Here is a 22534-nt window from a genome sequence, read left to right on the forward strand (position 1 = left end):
AAGCGACAGCAGGTTGTTGTCGCTTGTTTATGTTTAGCAACATAATGGTTTAGAGTTCGCATGAACAAGGAATATCGATGGAACAATCAGTAGCAAAGCCCAATCGCTTTAAAAGACCAGCAACTTTTTTGGTTGCACTTTTGGCTCTGTGGCTACTTCCTTCACTGGCTCTCCTTAATCTAAGTCGTTCTTACTCTCACTCGCTCGCTCAAATTGAAGAACTCGGTATTCGCGTTAATGAATTGAGGCAATCGCTTTATTTCTCTGAGCCGCTGCGAGTCTCCCGTATTAATGATTTAGCACTCGATGCTCAGTTAGTTTATTCGATCCGACTGCAGATTGAATCTGATTTTCAACATGCCTTGTTTCGCCCTGATGTGAACCAACTGCTTTACGTTGCTGATCAATTCCTAGAAAAATTTGATGAATTCATTCCGATAGAGAGCCAGGTACAAGATATCGTCGATAACATTAAAATGTTGCGCACAGATACTGAACTTTCCCCTAAGCTAAAGCCTCTACTCAACGAATTTGGTGTCGTCGTTTTTGAAGCTATGTATTCCGATAACCAAAGTTCATCAGCGACTTATCGCGCCTTCGATTCCATTCTTGAAAAATCTTACTCATTAAAATCTGAAGAGCAAGATGCACTTCAACAGTTACTGGCTGATGCTTCAACATTACTGAGTGATTACGCTCAGCTCAATTATTTAGTCGATAAAATCAAGAAGAATTCAGTAAACGAACAGATCATTAAACTTGAAGATCAGTTCCATGGACGTCAGTACACTCTTTTATTGGTCATGCTAGGTTTAAGCTTAGTGGCAATGATTGCGTTAGTGTTGTGGAGCGTTAGATCCTCCAAATTCATTAAAGGAGCTGCTCTATCTTCTTCTCGCAACAATACGCCTTCTCACGACACTACAGCTTCTTGTAGCGATATTGCTTCTTCTGCGGTGACGCCACCAAGTGATGACTCTTCCGTATTAGATATTACGCCAGCGAGTCAACATTCTGATGCCCAACCTCAGCAGAGTTCCAGCGTGACAAGCCAGCGATCTATTGTACAACAACCTATTTTACAAGAGCCTATTCCACAAGTTCCGGTTCAGAAAAATTCTATTCAGCAAACCCCAACTCAGCGAACACCAGAACAGGTGCAAGAGCCAGAGAAGCACATTGCCAGTGTGACGGATTCAAAGCCAGCGATTGATATTGAAGAGATGCTAGAGACTCTCGATGGCGATACCGAATCTGTTGAATTGTTGCTCGGGGTCTTTGTCGAAGATCACGCTGATGACTACACCAGATTCAAATCTCTACTCATCAAGGATGAAACCTCTGCGGCTCGCATTGTGCACAGCTTAAAAGGTGTGGCTGGCAGCATCAAAGCGTCTCGGCTAGCGATCATTGCTGCGACTATTGAAATGACAATGAAGCAGTCCAGAGCCATCAGCGAGCACGATTTAGCTGAACTAGAGCTGGCAATCAAAGCCTCTGTGGATTCTGCTCATGACTATTTAAATACCCAAGGTTAACTTTTGTAATTTTTTGACAATACTCTGACGAAGCGCTCATACAATCCGCGCCCTTAGTCTTTGTTAGAGGTTTATATGTCACGAGTTTCGAGTCGAAATTGGATAGTGTTGGTGCTTAGCATTGTGCTAAGTGGTTGTTCTCTCTTGGAAGTTAAGCTAGATAGTCAAACGACGCCTCTTACTCAGCAAGAGTTACAGGCTCGGATCATGACGCGTGAATACGCCAAGATGTTTTTTACACGAGTAGAAGACTCGGCCGATCTCATTGCGCAATCTTACCCTGCTGATGACACCTTACATCAATCTTATGTGTTGCTTTGGAAGATCCACGCAGAGCAGGGACTTCAACAAGCGGCTTACCAAACTTCCCCAATGTCAGCATTAATTGACTCATGGGTTTTCACAGCCCAAATGAATCAGTTTTATAGCCAAGGCGATGGCGCGGATCTGTTCGTGACGGATAATGCGGTAGAGACTGCTCATTCTCTTGACCAAGAAGCAGAGAAACTGGCAAAGGGTGTATTGAGCTCGAGTGATTTCAAGAGCAGCAAAGCATTCGTCGCAGAGTTTGCCGCGAGTAATCCTTTTAAAGATCTTACCTTCAGAAGTACGCCTGCTTATCGCGAATGGCTGGCTTATCTGGGTAAAGACGAATCTCAAATCGTTCAGAGCCTAGGTACTATGCCAGAAGCCATGAGCGATGCATCAGACCGCTTAAGCCTAATGGCTGATCAAACGCCAAAATTGATGACGTGGAAAGCTGAGTTGGTGGCGATGAATAGCTCGCTAACGGGTGAGGACTTATCGATGACGTTGGAAAGCCTTCGCCAAACATCAGCAAGCATGCAGGACTTCATTGAGAATAACCCTGAGTACATGCAAACGCTAGCTTCGATTATGTCGACAGAAATGCAGCCTCTACTCAACGACCTGAGTGATAAGACAGATCAAAAATTAGCGATGCTCACTGAAGAACGTGTGGCGTTAGAAAAAATGGTGATACGTGAAAGAGAAGCTTTGGTCGAAATGGTTGCGAAAGAGCGCATTGAAATTGCAGGCATTGTGACTTCAGAAAGGGAATTGTTTACGCAAGACCTTGATCGCGTCTCTCAAGAAGTGGTTGTTCTCGCGATAGATAAGCTGATGGAGTTAATCAAAGGTGTGATTATCTACTTCATCCTGTTTATTTTGGTGGTGTTCTTTGCACCCCTAGGCATAGGTTATTGGTTGGGCAAGCGAACCATACATAAATGAACAAATAGATAAATCAGTAGATAAGAAAAGAGCGCTCTAGGGCGCTCTTTTGGCATTTATATCATCAACATTTTTGTGCTTACGCACTAAAGCCTTAAAGTATCAAAACATTAGCTTAAGCTTGTTGCTTGCTCAGTTCAGCGGCTTCTTCAGATTCAAGCGCTGGTGCTGTTGGTTCACATTTATCAACGAACCAACCCATGTAAGACGTTACGATAGTCACGAGGATACAGATGAAGCTCAACCACATGAACGGAGCGTAAGACAGCGTTGCGACACCAAGAATACTCGCCATGTAGATACCGTTGTCACTCCAAGGAACCATGCCTGAAGTTAACGTGCCACCGAACTCAGCGTTACGAGATAAGTTTTTACGTTGATAACCTAAACGGTCGTAGTTTTTCGCGCAGATTTTTGGCGTTAGGATTAACGACACGTACATTGCAGAACCGAATACATTACCCATGAAGGCCGTACCGATCGTGCTTGTTGCTAGAGAGCCTGCGCTATTTACTCGGCGCTCGAACACCTTAGCAATCGTCTCTAATACGCCCACTTTATCCAGTAAGCCACCAAAACCTAAACCAAACACAATCACCGCTACCGAACCCAGCATTGAAGACATGCCGCCACGGTTAAGAATCGAGTCAATAAACTCTACGCCAGAGGAGATAGAGAACGGTGCCCAAGCAGTATTGAATGCCGTTAGGAAATCGATATCTTGGATCATGACTGCCCAGATAATACCTAGTAGAGAACCGAAGCTGATTACCGGGAATGAAGGCATGCGGAAAGCCAACAGACCAAGCACGATCAGCACTGGGACAAATGAGTAAGGTGTGATGTAGAACTGAACTTCCATTGCTTTGATGACAGAATCTACTTGGCTCATGTCAACGTTACCTGCGTAGTGGAAACCAAACGCAGTAAACATGATGCCAGTAATAATGTAGCTGATTAACGCAACTGGAAGCATGCCCTTGATGTGTTCAACCACTTCAACACCAGACATTGAAGAAGCCAATATTACTGAATCAGAAAGTGGAGACATCTTGTCGCCGAAGTAACAGCCTGACAGTACTGCACCTGCAGTAATTGGTGCTGGAACACCTAGGCCTTGGCCAATACCCATCATCGCAATACCGGCCGTACCTGCAGCGCCCCAAGAAGTACCAGTAGCTAACGCGGTTAGAGAACAGATAATCATGGTCGCTAAAAGGAAGATAGAAGGGTGGATAGCTTTCAGACCATAGTAAATGATAGTAGGTACGATCCCGCCTGAGATCCATGTACCAACAAGAGCGCCAACGGCTAAAAGTATTAAAACCGCGCCTAAGCCATTGGATATTCCTTTGAGTGCTGCTTTTTCTAAGTCTTTGTATTCGTGGCCAAGGCGAATACCAAGAACCATGATAATGAACCAACCAATATACAAGGCAAGTTGAATTGGAAGGTCAAGCTTTGCTGTAAAGGAAAAAGCAAGGGATAGAAATAATCCTAACGCGATGAATACCTGCAATAGGTTCGGTAGGCGAGTTTTACTCTGCTTCATAAAAGCCTCTTGTGATTTCGAGCATTTATAGTGCTTCGTTATGGTGTGTGGTGCAAAACGGACACTACAGTAATTAGGTTATTATATCGAAAAAATACGTCCAAGTTGTGATATTTGACTGCTAACGCAGTTAATCGTGGTTTCATTATCTGAAATATTGTTAAATTCATGGTTGTTACATGTTGAAACTTGTCGCACGTTGTTTTCGTTTTGTGAAGTATTATTCTGGATAGTATTGGTTAAAAAGAGGGATTTACTGTTTGTGACGCGAGTGGGATTAAGCTGTTTTGACGATGCAAATGTTTGAATTTGAGGATAATGGGCGTTTTATCAATGAGGTGGAGATTAAATGTCGATACAAAGATAACTGCATGAATCATTGCGTTCACTTAAAAGAAACGAAAAAGTTACACTTTTTGACAAAAAGCACTTGAGTTCTGTTTCTGAAAAACTTATAGATGGGGGATAGCAATTTTTAATTTATACATGGAGAGTGAGCGATGAGAGTAGGTCTAGTTGGTTGGCGCGGTATGGTTGGTTCTGTACTGATGCAACGTATGGTTGAAGAGAAAGACTTCGACTTGATTGAACCTGTTTATTACAGTACATCTCAGATTGGCATTCCAGCCCCTGTTTTAGGCGGTAAAGATGCGGGTCTACTTCAAGACGCTTTTGATATTGATAGCCTAAAACAACTTGATGCGGTGATTACCTGTCAAGGTGGAGACTACACATCAAAAGTATACCCAGCACTGCGTCAAGCGGGTTGGAAAGGTTACTGGATTGATGCGGCTTCTACTTTACGTATGGACGCGGATTCAATCATCACTCTTGATCCTGTTAACTTGGCTCAAATTCAACAAGGCATCCACGGTGGTACTAACACTTTCGTTGGCGGTAACTGTACTGTGAGCTTAATGCTTATGGCTTTGGGTGGTCTATACGAGAAAGGCATGGTTGAGTGGATGAGTGCCATGACTTACCAAGCCGCTTCCGGTGCGGGCGCTAAGAACATGCGTGAACTGATCTCACAAATGGGTGTGATCAACGATAGCGTAAGTTCAGAGCTAGCAAACCCTTCAAGTTCAATTCTTGATATCGATAAGAAAGTCGCTGATACCATTCGTTCATCTTCATTTCCAACCGATCAGTTCGGTGCTCCGCTTGCGGGCTCACTGATTCCTTGGATCGATGTGAAGCGCGAAAACGGTCAAAGCAAAGAAGAGTGGAAAGCCGGCGTGGAAGCGAACAAGATTCTTGGTCTAGATGGTCAGCCAATCCCAATTGATGGCACTTGTGTACGAATCGGTGCAATGCGTTGTCACGCTCAAGCACTAACTATTAAGCTTAAGCAAGACGTGCCAATGGATGAGATCGAAGAGATCATCGCGACGCACAATGATTGGGTTAAAGTGATTCCTAATGACCGCGACATCACGGCACAGGAACTAACACCAGCGAAAGTAACAGGCACAATGTCTGTACCAGTCGGTCGTCTGCGTAAGATGTCGATGGGTAACGATTTCCTAAATGCGTTCACGGTAGGTGACCAATTACTTTGGGGTGCTGCAGAACCACTACGCCGTACTTTACGCATTATCCTTGCTGAGAAAGCGTAGCTCTCATTTTTGAGAATATTTAATGAAGAAGCGCCTCTGGGCGCTTTTTTTTGTTTCATATAACAAAGCTCTGACATTTAAGCCTTACATTTAGTGTGGATTAAGATTGGAGTCATAAAATGAAAGCAACCCAAAAAGGTTTTACTCTTATTGAGTTAGTCGTTGTTATCGTTATTTTAGGTGTTTTAGCGGTTGTCGCAGCACCTAAGTTTTTAAACATTCAGGATGATGCTAGAGCTTCAGTTATAGAAGGTGTTGGAGCAGCTTTGAGGGGTGCCTCAGAAATTGGCTATGGGAAGGGGATTCTTGAGGGGTTCGAACGCGATCAGTGGGCTGATAAAGCAACCGAAGATGACAGCGGTAGACAGTATCACTATGGGTTCCCAGCAGTTAAACCCAAAGGGATGCCTCTCTTTATAGAACTAGATGCTTCGAATAAAATATCTGACGGTACAGAGTTTGTTTGGGCGCCTTACGATACTTATCGCCCTGGAAACACGGCACCCGTGTATATGATCTTTACTTTGTCAGAATTAATCGAAGGAAATTCGACTTATGCAAGTAAAGAAGAGATAGAAGCTACTCAGTGTTATGCACGTTATGAAATACATGCTTTTTCAGACAGCAGTGGCGCAGAAGCTAAAGTAGTGACAGAAACCAGCGGTTGCTAATTGCTTCATATTTACGATTCGCAAATTAAAAAGAGCTCTTTTTTTATTTTTATTCTGTCTCGTCAGTGACGACACGCTTGTCGGGGTCTGCCAATTCACTCGCACAGTGTTTGCAATACATAGCATCCGAATCATGGCCGGCGCGGTTACAGTTTGGACACTTTACCAACTCTTTGTGCGAGTTCATCTCGTTGCTGAGCTCTGCAGTAATAATCCCTGTCGGTACCGCTAAAATAGAGTAACCCAGTAGCATGGTCAGAGATGCGATCGCTTTACCTAACGCGGTTTGAGGGATCATGTCACCGTAGCCAACCGTAGTAATGGTTACTATTGCCCAATAAATACTGTGGGGAATGCTTGTGAAGCCGTTTTCTGGCCCTTCAATAACAAAGATAAGCGCGCCGAAGATAACAACTAAGATGCCCACTGTGCTGAAAAAGATCAGTATCTTTCGTCTTGCCATTAACAGTGAACGTAACAGAATGTTTGAATCTTGCAGGTAGCGAACCAGTTTTAGGATTCGGAAGATACGCATCACACGCAGCAGTCTCACCACACCCATAAATGAAGCGCCTGGGAAGATGATCGCTAGGTAGGTCGGAAGAATCGCTAAGAGGTCAACAACACCATAAAAGCTGGTGGCGTAAGATTTTGGTTTCGGAGAACAATAGAGCCTTAACAAATATTCAAGAGTGAAGAGTGCTGTAAAGGTGTATTCGATATAACGCAGCTGTTGTGACCATTCGGTCATGACATTAGGGATGGACTCTAAGATCAGAACCAATAGCGAAGCCAAGATTGCAACGATCAGAGAAATATCAAATGCCCGTCCGGCTGGCGTGTGAGTACCAAAGATAATGACGTACAAATGATGCTTGAGTGGCTTGCGTGACATAAGGAGAGATTCATCTTTTGTTAAATGTATTAACAGTCATTATACAAGCTTCATAATAACGAGGCGAGTGAAAGCCCAATCGCTTTACTCGCCTCATCTATATTTCAATATTGCTGCCCTTTATAGAGCAACCGGAATGCCGTTAAACGTTATGCCAAACCTGGGAACAGGTTACGTAGGCCATTGGCGATGAACTCGATGCCCAATGCGCCAAGAATCAAGCCCATGATACGTGTGATCACGTTGATACCTGTTTGACCTAAAAAGCGAACGATAACCGGCGCCGAACGGAACAGAAGCCAAGAGCAGGTTGCAAACGCGATGATGCTAATACCAATTCCCACAGTATCAATGGCTGCAGGGTAACGAGACCCATAAACAATGGTAGAGCTGATTGCCCCAGGTCCCGCCATTAAGGGCATAGCAAGAGGAACGACTCCTATTTGCTCTTTGCTGATGTATTCAGATTTCTCTTGTTTGTTCTGTTTATCTTCACCGAGCTTACCGCTCATCATCGAAAATGCGATGCTCAATAATAGCAACCCACCTGCAACTCGGAATGAGTCTAGCGATATGCTAAACATATCAAGCAGCATTTGCCCAGCAACAAGCGACACTATTAGGATAACGGCAACAGCAATGTTGGCTTGTAAGGCTGTCCTGTTCCTCTCTTCTGGTGGCATATGTGCAGTAAGAGAAACAAAAACAGGCATGATGCCGATTGGGTTTACGGCAGCAACAAGCCCAAGGAAGAATTGCATAAAAATAGCGAGTTCTAAGCCTTGCATGAGAGCGATCTCCAGTTAGCGAATTTTAAGGTTGAAGGTTTGATTCTGTGAATAGTCAGAGCGCGTAATGTAAGGGACAAATTGGATTTGCACGAATGAAAAAAACTAACCTGAAATAGGGGATTATTTTTAGAAAAACTAATTGAATATCGCTTTTGTATTGGCCTTGTTGCAAGTTGGTCGTTAGTGTTTCATTTTGTAATTTATTATCGAGTAACTGTTAACCATCGCACGAATTTAATAAAAATTATGTCAAAATCTAGCCCGTGCAACGGTATGGATATACTCTCAGTAGCACGAATATAGCTGTATACATGTAATTTAACTGACTAAAAATGAAACTTTTTTACAGTTTGTTACGCAATGTAGAAAAAATTTGTCTGTTTGCTTGTTTTTTGAACTAACTAAAAGTGTGATTTTAATCTATATAAATCATGATCTTAAGTCGGTTTTTGCGATTGCCTTACTACTTTTTGGTTAATTCTTTTTGGGTAACTGATCTGGGTCAATTTTTTTCACACAGTGAAATAATATACTCAGCCCTGAAAGCAATTTACTAAGAACGTTGTTGTTTGAGGTTAAAAGCAAGCAGCGAAATTAATAAAAAGTTTTTAATATTTATTATTTTAGGAGATCCACCATGCCTGTAACTAACTTAGCGGAACTTGATGCTCTAGTAGCACGCGTTAAAGCAGCACAAGAAGAGTTTGCAACATTCTCTCAAGAGAAAGTAGACGCAATCTTCCGCGCAGCTTCTCTTGCTGCTAACCACGCTCGTATTCCACTTGCTCAACAAGCAGTTGCTGAATCTGGAATGGGTATTGTTGAAGATAAGGTTATCAAAAACCACTTTGCATCTGAATTTATCTACAACAAATACAAAGACGAAAAAACATGTGGCATTCTTGATGAAGATGAAAGCCTAGGCACAATGACTATCGCTGAGCCTGTAGGTATCATCTGTGGTATCGTTCCAACAACGAACCCAACTTCTACAGCAATCTTCAAATCTCTAATCTCTCTTAAAACACGTAACGGCATCATCTTCTCGCCACACCCACGTGCAAAGAACTCAACGAACGATGCAGCTAAACTGGTTCTAGACGCAGCAGTAGCAGCGGGCGCTCCAAAAGACATCATCGGTTGGATTGACCAACCATCTGTAGAACTTTCTAACGCGCTTATGAAGCACGACGGTATTGCACTTATCCTTGCTACTGGTGGTCCAGGCATGGTTAAAGCGGCATACTCTTCTGGTAAGCCTGCTATCGGTGTTGGTGCTGGTAACGTTCCTGTAGTTATCGATGAAACAGCTGACATCAAACGTGCTGTAGCATCTATCCTTATGTCTAAAACATTCGATAACGGCGTTGTATGTGCTTCTGAGCAAGCAGCAATCGTTGTTGGCGAAGTATATGACGAAGTTAAAGAGCGTTTCGCTTCTCACAAAGCTCACGTTTTATCTAAAGCTGACGCTGATAAAGTACGTAAAGTACTGCTTATCGACGGCAACCTAAACGCTAAAATCGTAGGTCAACCTGCTCCAGCAATCGCTGAAATGGCGGGTGTTAAAGTTCCTGCTGATACAAAAGTACTTGTAGGTGAAGGTCTTGGTAAAGTTTCTTACGATGACGAATTCGCTCACGAGAAACTGTCTCCTACTCTAGGTCTATTCCGTGCAGACGACTTCGAAGATGCTGTTGCTCAAGCTGTAACTATGGTTGAAATCGGTGGTATCGGTCACACATCTGGTCTTTACACTAACCAAGATACTAACGCAGACCGCATCCGTTACTTCGGTGACAAGATGAAGACTGCTCGTATCCTAATTAACATCCCTACTACTCACGGTGGTATCGGTGACCTGTACAACTTCAACGTTGCACCTTCTCTAACTCTAGGTTGTGGTTCATGGGGTGGTAACTCTATCTCTGAGAACGTAGGTCCTAAGCACCTTATCAACAAGAAAACTGTAGCGAAGCGAGCTGAAAACATGTTGTGGCACAAACTACCTAAGTCTATCTACTTCCGTCGTGGTAGCCTTCCAATCGCAATGAGCGACCTAGAAGGTAAGAAACGCGCATTCCTAGTAACTGACCGTTTCCTATTCAACAACGGTTACGCAGATGACGTAGTACAAATCCTGAAAGCACAGGGTATTGAAGTTCAAGTATTCTTCGATGTAGAAGCGGATCCAACACTGTCTGTTGTTGAGAAAGGCGCTGAAGCAATGAAGAGCTTCCAACCTGACGTAATCCTTGCTCTAGGTGGCGGTTCTCCAATGGATGCTGCTAAGATCATGTGGGTTATGTACGAGCACCCAGAAACTCACTTCGAAGAACTAGCAATGCGCTTTATGGACATCCGTAAACGTATCTACAAGTTCCCTAAAATGGGTCAGAAAGCTGAGCTAGTATGTATCACTACTACTTCAGGTACGGGTTCAGAAGTTACTCCATTCGCAGTTGTTACTGACGACAAGACTGGTGCTAAGTACCCACTAGCGGATTACGAAATCACGCCAAACATGGCTGTTGTTGATGCTAACTTAGTAATGAACATGCCTAAGTCTCTAACAGCGTTCGGTGGTTACGATGCAGTAACTCACGCTCTTGAAGCTTACGTATCAGTTCTTGCGAACGAATACTCAGATGGTCAAGCTCTACAAGCTCTTAAGATGCTTAAAGAATACCTACCATCAAGCTACAAAAACGGTTCAGCAGACCCAATCGCTCGTGAGAAAGTACACAACGCTGCAACGATTGCTGGTATTGCCTTTGCGAACGCATTCCTGGGTGTATGTCACTCAATGGCTCACAAAATTGGTGCTGAGTTCCACCTACCACACGGTCTTGCAAACGCACTACTTATCTCAAACGTTGTTCGTTACAACGCGAACGATAACCCAACTAAGCAGACAGCATTCTCTCAGTACGACCGCCCACAAGCACGTCGTCGTTATGCTGAAGTTGCTGACCACCTAGGCCTAAGCCAAGCTGGTGACCGTACTGCGCAGAAGATTGAACGTCTACTGACTTGGTTAGAAGAGCTTAAAGTTGACCTAGACATCCCACTGTCTATCCAAGCTGCGGGTGTTAACGAGTCTGACTTCATCGCTAAACTAGACGAGCTAGCTGTTGAAGCGTTCGATGACCAGTGTACAGGTGCTAACCCACGTTACCCTCTAATCACTGAGCTTAAAGAAGTTCTAACAACGTCTTACTTCGGTAAAGCATACGTTGAAGGTGAAACTTTTGAAGGTACGACTGTAATTTTGAAGAAAGCTGACCAAAAGCCAGCTGAAGAAAAAGCAGCACCAAAAGCTAAAAAAGAAAAAGCTAACGCATAATAAGTAAGCATTAGTTTGAGATAGGTTTTCGCTAGCACGATACTTATCTATCGGGAAATTCAAAGCCCCAACCGAAAGGTTGGGGCTTTTTTTATGTGTGACTTGTAGTAAAGAGAAATCAAGGTAGTAGGACCTCTGAAAGAGGTGTGGTTTGAATGTGTAAACTTGAAAATGTCGAAATATAAAGGTTGTAGGGTGAGGATGCTTTTGGGGTAGGAAATGCCCTACAAAAAACAAATTAACTCCTAACAATCAATAGCTTAAGTTTAACAGCTAAGCTGGGGTAAATTGACTTGTCTGAACCAGGCGGTAATCTAACTTTCTTAGTCAAGTTCGGTGTTTCTATGCGTTTTTTCATTCTTTTATCATCCCTGGTTTTTGTCTCTTTTTCTTCATATTCTCAAGTCGAAGAATTGTCACTTAGTGCACTAGATCGTGATTTTCTAGCAACACACCGAGTGATCTCTGTTGGTTTGTTATCACATGCTTGGGCGCCGTACGTTATAGATGATGAGCCAAGTGTGTCTTTTGGCATTAATAATGACTACATGCAGAATATTGCTCAAATACTAGGGGTTAAGCTTAAATATCGGTCTTACCCATCTGTAGTCTCTTTATTGGATGCGGTTGATGCAGGCAGCGTAGATATTGCCTTAGGTATTAGATACACAAAAGATAGAGGAGATGTATTTATATTTTCAGCCCCTTTTTACCAAGGCAGTGCAGCTACGTGGCACCGTAATAAAAAAGCGCAATTTATTTCACCGCAATTGCTTAGTTGGAGTTGTGTCGAGGGTTCGGTTTATTGTGGAATTCTTGAAGAAAAAAAAATCTCTAACATTGTCTCTGTTAAGCATTTTGATCAGGCAATCGCTTTAGTGAATAGCGGTGTGGTAGATGCTATTGCAGCAAATTTTGTTTCTATCAATTCTTACCTTAATGACCATGATGTTATTCGTGGTGCTGTCAAAATGCCTGACTGGTTAGAAACCGATGCTGTTCATGCCATTGGTAATAAAAATAAAAAACGACTTCTAACATTAATAGATAAAGTTCTTAAGCTAGAAAGACAAGGCTTGAATCAACCATCTATTCGTTCATTAAACCCATATCACCTTAGTGAACAGCTTGCTCGTGCTTATAAACAAACTCGAAAGATTGATACTGGCATTGAATACTCAATGCCATTTGATCTTTATCCGTTGTCTTTCAAAAATTCTAAAAACCAAGTTGATGGATATTTCCATGATTTTATGGAGCTGCTACAAGCTCGTTCAGGTTTGCAATTCTCGCTAAAGCAATCAGATCAAGGCGTCACTTGGCAGCAGCTAGATAGAGGTGATATTGAAATGTTTCCGATAGTAAAAGGTGTTGGCGTTGATGACCAAAAATATATTACCTCTGAGCCGTTTTTTACTCAGGTTTATTGGCCTGTAGTTAAGAACCCAGGGATTATCGCTCGGCTATTTAAGTCACCAAATAGGGATGCGAAAGCTGGTGTATTAACTAACTCCAGTTCCAAAAAATTTGCATATATAGAAATGATTGTAAAGGGGGATGTGATTCCATATGACGATGTACAAAAGCTTCTGGATGACCTAACCAATAACCAGATAGAAGTAGCATATCTACCACAAGACATAACGCAGTCTTTAGTTATACAAGACAAAAATGATGAGTTCTTATTTGACCCTGATCTGGCAATCGAACTCGACCTCGTTTTTGTTATGCAGAAGAGTAACTTGTTATTGCAGACATTAATAAACAGTGTTCTGAATACCATTGATAACAGTGAAATTGAAAAACTAAAGCATGGATATCGCCAGTTTAAAGTTATAAACGGTTTTGATAAGCAAGATGTCTACATCATCGGTGGCGGCCTCACGTTCTTCATTTTTATCTTGGGTACGTTAATCTATTTTGTAATCGCAAACCTGAAGTTGAAAATGCGAGTTACACAGCAACTTGCAGAGTCAGCTGAATCAGAAAAGGAATGGTTGAAGAGCATTGTTAAAGAGCTACCTAGTACTATTTTCATTCAAGATGAACAAAATGAAATTGTTCATACTAATTGCAAATATTACTTAGCGAATAAGTGTGTCGGTTGCTCACTATTGGTCAAAAATGATTGTGATAATAGTGCTGTCCGTACTTCAAAATCGGTCATAGAAGGTGACACATCATTGACCGATAACTACGAAGCTCGGAATTGCTTGATCGGTATCGAACAGGTTGAAAGAACACGGAAGAAACTTAACTCACCGATCAGTGGGAAAGGTTATGTGCTTTCAGTTCTAAATGATGTGACAGAGCAGAAACAGTATGAAGAACAATTGATTGAAGCGAAAAAAGCATCAGAGCTTGCTACCAAAATGCGTGAGCAGTTTCTCGCCACTATGAGCCATGAATTAAGAACGCCGATTGCAGCGTTAAGCAGTTCGTTGGAAATGATCGATCGCCTCAATAAAGATGAAAAACTTGCTCTTATTACACCATTAGCTCAGCAATCCTGTGTGCACCTGAACCGATTAGTCGATGAAATATTGGACTTCTCAAAGCTGAATGCGAATGAACTTTCAATTGAGCCTACAGAACTGAATTTCTTACAGCTGGTGAATGAAACGACTAAGCCGTTTGAATCTCGAGCCCAAGAAAAAGATCTACAATTTACTGTCAATATTGTTCAAAACGATTCAAGCGTCATCATGGTTGATGGAGTGAGATTCACCCAAATTGTAAATAATCTACTCTCTAATGCGATTAAGTTTACTAAGACTGGAAGCATCAATATTCGCAGTCATATTTTCGCAGATACGCTACATTTCAGTATAAAAGACACCGGAATTGGTATGTCAAAACTGCAGTTATCCGATGCGTTTAAACCATTTTCACAAGCCGATAATTCAATTGAACGAAGTTATGGAGGAACAGGATTAGGCTTAAGTATTGTTGATCAACTTGTGAAAAATATGGGCGGAAAAATTATGGTTGAAAGTGCGAGAAACCAAGGTACTTTAATTGAAATTACCTTACCTGTAAGTGTTGTTACTAAGCCTGAGTTGCATAAAAACCTTAATGTTGAACAGAATGCTGAGGACGATACTCAGCGAGAATTTGAAACTCTAGATCTAAAAGTTTTGGTTGCAGAAGATAACGCTATCAACCGGCATCTGATGAAAATGCAGCTGAAAGAAATGGGGATTGACCCAGTGGTATGTGTCAATGGACAAGAAGCATACGCGTTACTGAATCGACCTGAGAGTCAGTTTGATGCGCTGATTACGGATTGTCACATGCCAATATTAAACGGGTATGAATTGGCATTTATTACTCGCTCCAATGAAAAATTAGCCAATCTGTTAATTATAGGTTGCACGGCAGAAGATCCTCGACTTACCGAAAAGAAAAATGGACAAAACTCATTCGACGTTCTTCTTCATAAGCCTTACGGAATAGAAGATCTTTATCGGCCTTTAAATCACTTACAAAAGAAAAAAAACAAAAAATTTAAAGAACTATATCCAGAAATCCAGTGGTTAGGTGCATTCCCCCATCAAGAGGCCATTACTATCGCCGATATTTTTAAGGTGTCAATGGAAGAAGATCTCCAGGCGTTAAGCCTTGCTGAATCAGAAATGAAAATACGTTCAATCGCACATCGAATTAAAGGAGGTTGCTTCTCTGTTGGGGTTGACGAATTAGGAAAACATGCAGGCGAATTAGAAACATCGACTAGTTCAGAAATTGAGGCTATCAGGGAAGAGCTAAAGGGAAAAATGAATGTTGAAATCAATAGAATTAAAGCGTGGTGTCAAAATAATGGATAACATAAATATACTCATTGTCGATGACCAACCATTGCAGGTTCATGTACTGGAATGGCTTTTACGTGATATAGGAATGACAGAAGTAGACAGTTGTCTATCTGGGAAAGATGCAATTCAACTTAGTAAGGTAAATCAATATGACTTGATATTTGTTGACCTGAGTATGCCTGACATTGATGGTGTAGAGCTACTGGTTGAATTAAATAATATTGGTTATGTCGGCGGGATAGCTATTTTAAGTGCAGTTGATGTGTCGGTATTAAATACCGTTGGTTACCTTTGCCATAGATTGAAATTCGGTTTTGTTCAGGAGTTAAGCAAACCTTGCCAAACTATGGATTTGAACTCGTTACTCAATGACTTTTTAAATAGCCGACCGAAGAAAGGAGCAATTTCAGATCTATATTTGCCTAGTCAATTGGAACTGCAAGAGGCTATCAATAAGGGACAGTTTATTAATCATTATCAACCTCAATTTGACTTTAATAGCAGTAAGCTTGTCGGTGTGGAAGCTTTAGTTCGTTGGCAGCATCCTAGAAAAGGTTTAATTCCACCTAGTCTATTTCTTTCTCAAATAGAAATGTTCGGAATGGATAAAGAGCTGTTTGATGCGGTTTTGTCTAACGTACTCACCGATATTTCACTAGGCTATATTGTTTGTTCAGTATCCATCAATGTTGGACAAGCCAATATTGATGATAGCCACTTTTCAGATCATATACTCGACTCTTGCCTGAAGTTTAATGTAGACCCCGCCAATTTGGTGCTTGAGTTGACTGAAACTGATGCTTATAACGACAACATTAACATACTCAAAAATTTAGCTAGGTTACGTCTAAATCGAGTTGGCGTTTCTATCGATGACTTTGGGACTGGTTACTCGTCACTTATTAAATTAGCTCATTTACCTTTTACTGAGATGAAAATTGATAGGGGATTTGTGACAGATTGTATCAATGACGAAACAAAAAAGACCATTATTGAAGCAACTGCGAACCTAGCAAAAAAGCTAAATATTCAAACTGTGGCAGAAGGAATAGAAGACCAGAATACGTGGAATCTTGTGCATCAGTTTGGTGTCGATATTTGTCAAGGGTACTTCACCGGTAAGCCCGTTCCGATAGAAGAAATCACATCATTATGTGCAGCGACAAGGAACAATAACTGTGATGCATAGCGAGGAAGTTAACTGCTTGGTGGTAGACGACCATCCTTTAGTCTGTGTAGCGATTGAGACATTATTAAAAAGCACAGATTATATTAAGTCAGTAACCTGTGTTCACAGCAGTAGTACAGCTCATAAAGTATTAAAAAACAATGCTATCAATTTACTTGTTTTAGATGTCAATTTAGGTGATTCCGATGGCTTCGACTTTTTGAGAAGAGCAAAAGCCCATGGGTATACCGGTAGAGTTTTATTTATTTCATCTAGTGATAATTCTATTCACATTAATACAGCATTTAAAATGGGAGCAGATGGGTATCTCTGCAAGTCAGAGAATTTACATTTAATAGCTGATGCCATTGATAGTATTGTTAAAGGTTATTCAATTTTTAAATTTAGAAATACAAGTGAAAAAATTGGGAAAAGTGAACTCTCTAAAAGAGAGACGGTAGTGTTTAATTATTTAGTCCAAGGTAAATCAAATAAATATATCGCGGATGTATTGTCAATAAGTTCAAAAACAGTGAGTACCTATAAAAGAAGAATTTTAGACAAGTATAAAGTAACTAGTGTTATAGACCTGATCAAAGCGAGTGAATATTAAATGGTTACGGTGCTAAAAAGACTTAGAGATAATTTACTTACTTCTGTTGTGTTATCTCTATTTATTTCCGTATTTGTTGTTTTATCTTCAGTGAATGATTTTGTTGAGAAAGAGTCGGTGAAATTCCAGTCCATAAAAAACGTACTCATTGGTAATAAATCAAACTTGATATTGATTGGTATGCTAACCGAACAAAAAATTAATCAAGAAAGTAGTCCATCAATGGCAGAACCTGTACTTAAAGGGTCTTCCGCGATATATCGATACAGTGCTATTGACTCAACCTTATCAGAACAAGAGGTTATTATATATGAAACGATGAGCAAGGTAGTTAGTCTTGTCCCGCAAAGCATCAATAACAATATCACTGTTCTCTATCGCTCATTAGATAATCAGCGTCTCTTTTCTACAAGAGAGTTCAGCAACCTTGAAGTGACAAGTGATTTCTTTTCAAAGAAAAGATGTGAACAAAGTGGGACTTGCACGTTATACGCTACTAAAAACCAACTCATAGACAGAATTATTGTATCACCAATATATACAGATTTACTGACCGGTAGAACGACATTAAGTATATCAACTCCTGTATATTCTGATGGTTTGATTATCGGGGAATTTATCGTTGATCTATATTTAGATGGCGAAGAGTTATTATCGGGAAAAGAATTGAGTACAGAGATGAGAGGAGTTTATAAAGCGACAGTTATCGAGGAACTTGATTATCCGTTATCAAATTTCTCATATGTATTAGAGTTTATAACCGATAATCGTTCTATATTGATTTACAAAATCCCATTTGCAAAACTATTAATTGATACGTTTTGGATTAACGGGATTATTTTCTGTTTCATATTTACACTGTTGTGGAAAGTTAATGAATTAGGTATGAAAAAAGAAAAGTTAAAAGATGCAGAAAGAATCGCTACAAGTGATGAACTTACTGGGCTATATAATCGTTCAATTTTTAGAGATGCATCTTTTAAGCAAGCCGTTGATATAGGCTCATTATCCATTATTGCTATAGATGGAAACAAAATAAAGTCGATTAATGATACATATGGGCATGCAGTCGGTGATGAAGCCATTAAACATATTGCAGCCTGTATGAGCCGTATCTTTAGGGAAAGTGATTATTTAATTCGAACCGGAGGAGATGAGTTTTTGGCATTACTACCTAACTGTGATGTTGAGGTTGCAGGGATCTTATCTGAAAAATTGAATAGTGCCGTTTCTTCATCAAGTGTGGCCTTTAGCCATGTAAAAGTCAGTATCAGCGTTGGAGTGGTTGAGCAACTGATGGGGGAGACTCTAGAGTCTGCTATAAGCCGAGCCGATTCAGAGCTTTATAAGGACAAAAACCTTGATGAATAAAACTCCCAATCTATGGAGAAGCTTATTAAGCTAAGTTAAGCTATCCAAATAGAATTTTTCAATTTTTGGGATTCAGTATGATTAATGATTTGAACTACAACCTTCTGCGTGAGCTTTCTTTGTTATACCGACATAGAAGCATGAAGACTGTAGCGAAAAAACTAGGCGTCACGGAGAGTGCAGTAAGTAAGCGTTTAGCTCATTTAAGAACGCACTTTGATGACCCCTTGTTTGTTCGTATTTCAGGTTCATTAGAGCCGACCCATTTTCTTGACGGCATCATGCCTGGTGTCAATCAAGGGTTAGAATTATTGAATCAATCATTGCGTCAAACCCAGAAATTTGTTGCTGCTGAATATGGCGAAACAATTAGAATTGCTATTCATTCGTTGACTATGGAACGTTATGGCTTAGAAATTTATAATGCCATAAGAAAAAAATTCCCTAAGCCTTTAATTTCTATTGAGACATGGTCATCCCAAACCGAAAATGACATTTTAGATAACCGTATACAAATAGGGATCAACTTCTTTCATGAAGAACGTAGAAAATCCCTTTATCAGTCTCGTTTAGCCGAGATCAAAACCGTCGTTGTTGTTGCTTCTGACAGCCCTGTGAGTTCATGGGATGAAGCTATCAAACTTCCTTTCATTTTCTTCCGTGTTCCGGGTTGGAATGATGAGCGGCATTGGTTTTCAGAAGCTTGTGCCAAAAAGGGTATTTTTTTTGATTACCAAGCTAAAACGGACGATATTGCTATCGCATGCCAGCTAGTCAATCAAAATGGCATGGCAGTGATCAGTTTAGAGCGAGTAGTTGAACACTCTGATCTTAAAAGTATCGAAGTTCCAAGTGAGTTTGCCTTCGACATCCCAATTATCACGTGTTGTCGATTGATTAATAGAACTCATCCGTTGCACGATACCTTGATTGATATTATTCAAGATATTGTCGTTTAGTGATTGTTCTGCACCGACATGAACTCGCTCACTTTGATCAATTCTACGACAGTAGACGCGGAAAACTTTGAAAGTACTCGTGATTTATAAGTGCTTATGGTCTTTTCACTTAGAAAGAGTATTTCCGCAATTTGCTTATTGCTATAGCCATCTATTAGGTAGTGGTACACTGTCAATTCTCTGCTTGATAGGTTCTTAGCCTTAACATCGACGTTAGAATCATCTTGTTTGAACAGGTTGTATCCGCGAAGAATATGAGTCATTGCATCACGTACAATAAGAGTAGGTTCTGTTTTACTGATGTACCCATTAGCGCCATTTTTTTTTGCTAGTGCAGAATGAAGGCTGTAGTCGAACCTTGAGATAAATAGAATCTTTCCTTGATAACCTGTTGCTTTCGCACGCTTCATTAGCTCAAAACCATTATCCCTACCTAACTCCACATCCACTGTTAATAGGTCGAACTGTTCCTTTTTCAGTTGAGATAAGGCATCGGCGACTGAGCTGGACTCTTTAACTTCAGTTACATTATCGATGCTTAATAAATGCTGGCTTAATGTCTCACGAACAAGTGGAAAACTATCAATGACTAAGCAACGTTTAGGTTGAGTGATTGACATATTTAATCTCTGTGAATTCAAGGAACCGTTAATATATCGAATTTATAAAGGAATGTTTGGAACACCTCACTTGACGAAATAGAAAGAAAGAGCGCTCATGAGTTGGTGCATTTTCAATACATAGAATGAGGGTCGTTTGCACTCATTCTATGTAAATCTGCTTTAGTGTCAGGTAAGTAGGAGGATCACTTAAGCTTAAAGAAACTAATGTTGTCAGCTAAAGTCACTGACATTTTACCTAATTCATTTGAAGCTTGGTTGTTATCGTTGGTCATTGATACCGTTTGTTCAACTCGATCTTTAACGGTAATAATACTTTGGTTAATCATCTCAGCGGTTGTGCTTTGCTCCTCTGTTGCCGCTGCAATTTGGCTATTAAGATTATTAGTTTGATTAATCTGCTCCTTGATTGTAGAGAATGCTTCATTAGCTAACTTTGCTTCAGTCACGGTATCTGTCAGCATTGTTTGGTTTGCATTAATAGAGTTGACCACTTGATGGGTATCCTTTTGTAATGTGGATATTTGCCCACCAATTTTCTCGACCGCTTTTTGAGTTTGTTGAGCGAGCTGTCTTACTTCGTCGGCAACAACAGCAAATCCTCGACCTTGGTCACCAGCTCTTGCTGCCTCAATAGCTGCATTTAATGCGAGTAGATTAGTCTGTTCTGCGATTGTTTGAATCACATCCATTACGTCACTGACTTCTTCTGTGCCGATTCTCAGAGTGCTAACTTCGATGCTTAAGTCACCCATTTGAACGACTAAATCTGAAACTTTAGTCATGGCGTTAACCATGATACTGTGCCCAACATCTGCTTGTTGTGTAGCAGATTCAGCTTCTTCTGAAGCCATGTTTGCACCACTTGCTACCTCATTGATTGCAGCTGACATTTCATTTATAGCGGTAGCAACTTGCTCAGTTTCTAATTGTTGTTCTTGTGAACCGGTTAAAACTTGCTGGTTGATTCCAGAAAGCTCTTTAGATGCTGAGGCTAATTGCTCTGAGCACTGGGTGATCTCTTTAACTATGCAATAAAACTTCACTTCCATATCTCGTAGTGACACACTCATTTGTGATATTTCGTCGGAACCTTCAACTTCATACCATTGCATTAATTCACCAGAAGCCATTCTGTGGGTGTGATTACGAGCAAATGCAATTGGTTGGGTAATACTTTGCGACATGAAATGGCCAAGTATGAAGACAATAGGAAGTGATACACTAATGATGGTGATTAGCCAGATGATAGAGTTATCTATTTCTCCTTGTATTTGAAGTGCGTGATTCTTTTGTAGAGAAAAAGCATTCGCACTTATGGTTTGAAGTTGTTCTGCGATCTCTGTTCCCGTCAAGTTCAATTCATTATTCCAAAGAGCTTTCATTTTGCTTTGAGCTTCTTTTACTTCAGACATCTTACTGAACATGGTTTTTTCAAGGGAGATTAATCGAGATATCTTCACTTCTGGAAAACCAATATTAAAATCTGTAATTTCAGAGAGCAAGCTAGAGTGTGATTTTAAATAATTATTATAATCTTCCAAGTTGTGGGTTAGTAAATACTCTGTGGATTGCTGGACAGCATCTCTATAGTAGTGTTCGATTTGCGATATAGCTTTGAACAATTCCAAATTTTCTGCGGCTTCACTTTTCAGTGTTCCTATCATCTGTTTTGTTGCATGATCAATGGAGACTAATTTACTGACTAAATCATTTTGAACCCTCATAAGCTCATCCGCTCGTTTTAATGATTGTTCGTAATAATCAAGGTTGTCAATAATGGCTAATGATTGTGCGCTTTCTTGAGGGTTAGTCATTTTATTAAGTGCAGTTTTCATTTCCAATTCAGTTGAGGTGATCAAGGATATTGCTTTATCAATATGTGTATCATCTTGAGACATTCGGTAGGTTAGGGCATTGATGCGTGCCATCAGTAACTTCTCTTGGATATCTGAAGCATTGATTGCGTCATGGTTGAGGTCATTAAATGAATAGAAGCTACCTTGAATATCATTCATAGAGCTGAATGAAACAAGTGCAATTGCAACCGCAGAAAGAGAGTTAATTACGATTAAAAGTAAAAATTTGTGGGATATTTTTTTTATACGGTTGAACATAAGATCAAGCCTTTACCTGTGATGAATAGTTTCGCGGTAAAGATAGAAAATATGTGGTGAACTGTAAAATCGATTAGTTGTTGATTGGAAGGTTAACTCTATGAATATAAAGTATAAATGATAGTTTGTAGGTGTTTTCTTACATGAAAAAAGTCTGTTTCCTGATAGCTTGGGTAACTTTTCTTACTCGTTGTAAGTTCTTTAG

The 22534-nt window shown here is 40.5% G+C and carries 14 protein-coding genes and 2 pseudogenes; 11 read left to right on the forward strand and 5 right to left on the reverse strand.

Annotated features, from left to right (window positions below):
• Window positions 1-77: 77 nt before the first annotated feature.
• From OCV44_RS22275 to OCV44_RS04840, 3 genes and pseudogenes are all read left to right on the forward strand, one after another.
• Window positions 78-864: pseudogene (locus tag OCV44_RS22275) on the forward strand (Hpt domain-containing protein); the annotation flags it as partial.
• A 146-nt stretch (window positions 865-1010) separates the two neighbouring features.
• Window positions 1011-1538, forward strand: a pseudogene (locus OCV44_RS22280) (Hpt domain-containing protein); the annotation flags it as partial.
• Between the two features lie 75 nt (window positions 1539-1613).
• Window positions 1614-2792: a chemotaxis protein gene (locus OCV44_RS04840; RefSeq protein ID WP_139685371.1), complete on the forward strand. Its 1179-nt coding sequence runs from the start codon at window positions 1614-1616 to the stop codon at window positions 2790-2792.
• Between the two features lie 115 nt (window positions 2793-2907).
• Here OCV44_RS04840 and nhaC read toward each other — a convergent pair whose 3' ends face one another.
• Window positions 2908-4344 carry a Na+/H+ antiporter NhaC gene (gene nhaC / locus OCV44_RS04845; RefSeq protein ID WP_139685370.1) on the reverse strand — a complete coding sequence of 479 codons (1437 nt, stop codon included), beginning with the start codon at window positions 4342-4344 and terminating at the stop codon, window positions 2908-2910.
• A 500-nt stretch (window positions 4345-4844) separates the two neighbouring features.
• Here nhaC and asd point away from each other — a divergent pair, with 500 nt between their 5' ends.
• A complete protein-coding gene (gene asd / locus OCV44_RS04850; protein ID WP_012603520.1) occupies window positions 4845-5963 on the forward strand; it encodes an aspartate-semialdehyde dehydrogenase in 1119 nt (372 codons plus the stop codon).
• Between the two features lie 119 nt (window positions 5964-6082).
• A complete protein-coding gene (locus OCV44_RS22240; protein ID WP_139685369.1) occupies window positions 6083-6634 on the forward strand; it encodes a prepilin-type N-terminal cleavage/methylation domain-containing protein in 552 nt (183 codons plus the stop codon).
• Between the two features lie 49 nt (window positions 6635-6683).
• Here the strand turns inward: OCV44_RS22240 and OCV44_RS04860 are convergent, their stop codons facing one another.
• Together OCV44_RS04860 and OCV44_RS04865 are read right to left on the reverse strand one after the other, a co-directional pair.
• Window positions 6684-7529, reverse strand: a complete 846-nt coding sequence (locus OCV44_RS04860; RefSeq protein WP_029224605.1) for an ion transporter — start codon at window positions 7527-7529, stop codon at window positions 6684-6686.
• Between the two features lie 149 nt (window positions 7530-7678).
• Entirely contained in the window at window positions 7679-8317 is a 639-nt protein-coding gene (locus OCV44_RS04865; RefSeq protein ID WP_004734056.1) for a YchE family NAAT transporter, read from the reverse strand.
• 640 nt (window positions 8318-8957) lie between these two features.
• Here OCV44_RS04865 and adhE point away from each other — a divergent pair.
• From adhE to OCV44_RS04895, 6 genes are all read left to right on the forward strand, one after another.
• Entirely contained in the window at window positions 8958-11666 is a 2709-nt protein-coding gene (gene adhE, locus OCV44_RS04870; protein ID WP_139685368.1) for a bifunctional acetaldehyde-CoA/alcohol dehydrogenase, read from the forward strand.
• Window positions 11667-11959: 293 nt separating this feature from the next.
• Window positions 11960-15493, forward strand: a complete 3534-nt coding sequence (locus tag OCV44_RS04875) for an ATP-binding protein (RefSeq protein ID WP_139685367.1) — start codon at window positions 11960-11962, stop codon at window positions 15491-15493.
• The gene (locus OCV44_RS04880; RefSeq protein WP_139685366.1) at window positions 15447-16670 is read left to right on the forward strand and encodes an EAL domain-containing response regulator; all 1224 of its coding nucleotides are present in this window, start codon (window positions 15447-15449) and stop codon (window positions 16668-16670) included. The genes OCV44_RS04875 and OCV44_RS04880 overlap by 47 nt, the downstream gene beginning before the upstream one ends.
• Entirely contained in the window at window positions 16663-17262 is a 600-nt protein-coding gene (locus tag OCV44_RS04885) for a response regulator transcription factor (RefSeq protein WP_170213735.1), read from the forward strand. Before OCV44_RS04880 ends, OCV44_RS04885 begins: the two co-directional genes overlap by 8 nt.
• Window positions 17263-18633, forward strand: a complete 1371-nt coding sequence (locus OCV44_RS04890) for a GGDEF domain-containing protein (protein WP_139685364.1) — start codon at window positions 17263-17265, stop codon at window positions 18631-18633.
• 77 nt (window positions 18634-18710) lie between these two features.
• Complete coding sequence (locus OCV44_RS04895; protein WP_139685363.1) at window positions 18711-19592, forward strand: LysR family transcriptional regulator; 882 nt, start codon at window positions 18711-18713, stop codon at window positions 19590-19592.
• On the opposite strand, the gene OCV44_RS04900 is transcribed toward OCV44_RS04895, so the two are convergent.
• Together OCV44_RS04900 and OCV44_RS04905 are read right to left on the reverse strand one after the other, a co-directional pair.
• Complete coding sequence (locus OCV44_RS04900; protein WP_139685362.1) at window positions 19589-20212, reverse strand: response regulator transcription factor; 624 nt, start codon at window positions 20210-20212, stop codon at window positions 19589-19591. The genes OCV44_RS04895 and OCV44_RS04900 overlap by 4 nt on opposite strands.
• A gap of 185 nt (window positions 20213-20397) precedes the next feature.
• On the reverse strand, window positions 20398-22329 hold the full coding sequence (locus OCV44_RS04905) for a methyl-accepting chemotaxis protein (protein WP_139685361.1): 1932 nt from the start codon (window positions 22327-22329) through the stop codon (window positions 20398-20400).
• Window positions 22330-22534: the final 205 nt, after the last annotated feature.

Origin of the sequence: Vibrio tasmaniensis (assembly GCF_024347635.1) — a bacterium.
GTDB lineage: Bacteria > Pseudomonadota > Gammaproteobacteria > Enterobacterales > Vibrionaceae > Vibrio > Vibrio tasmaniensis.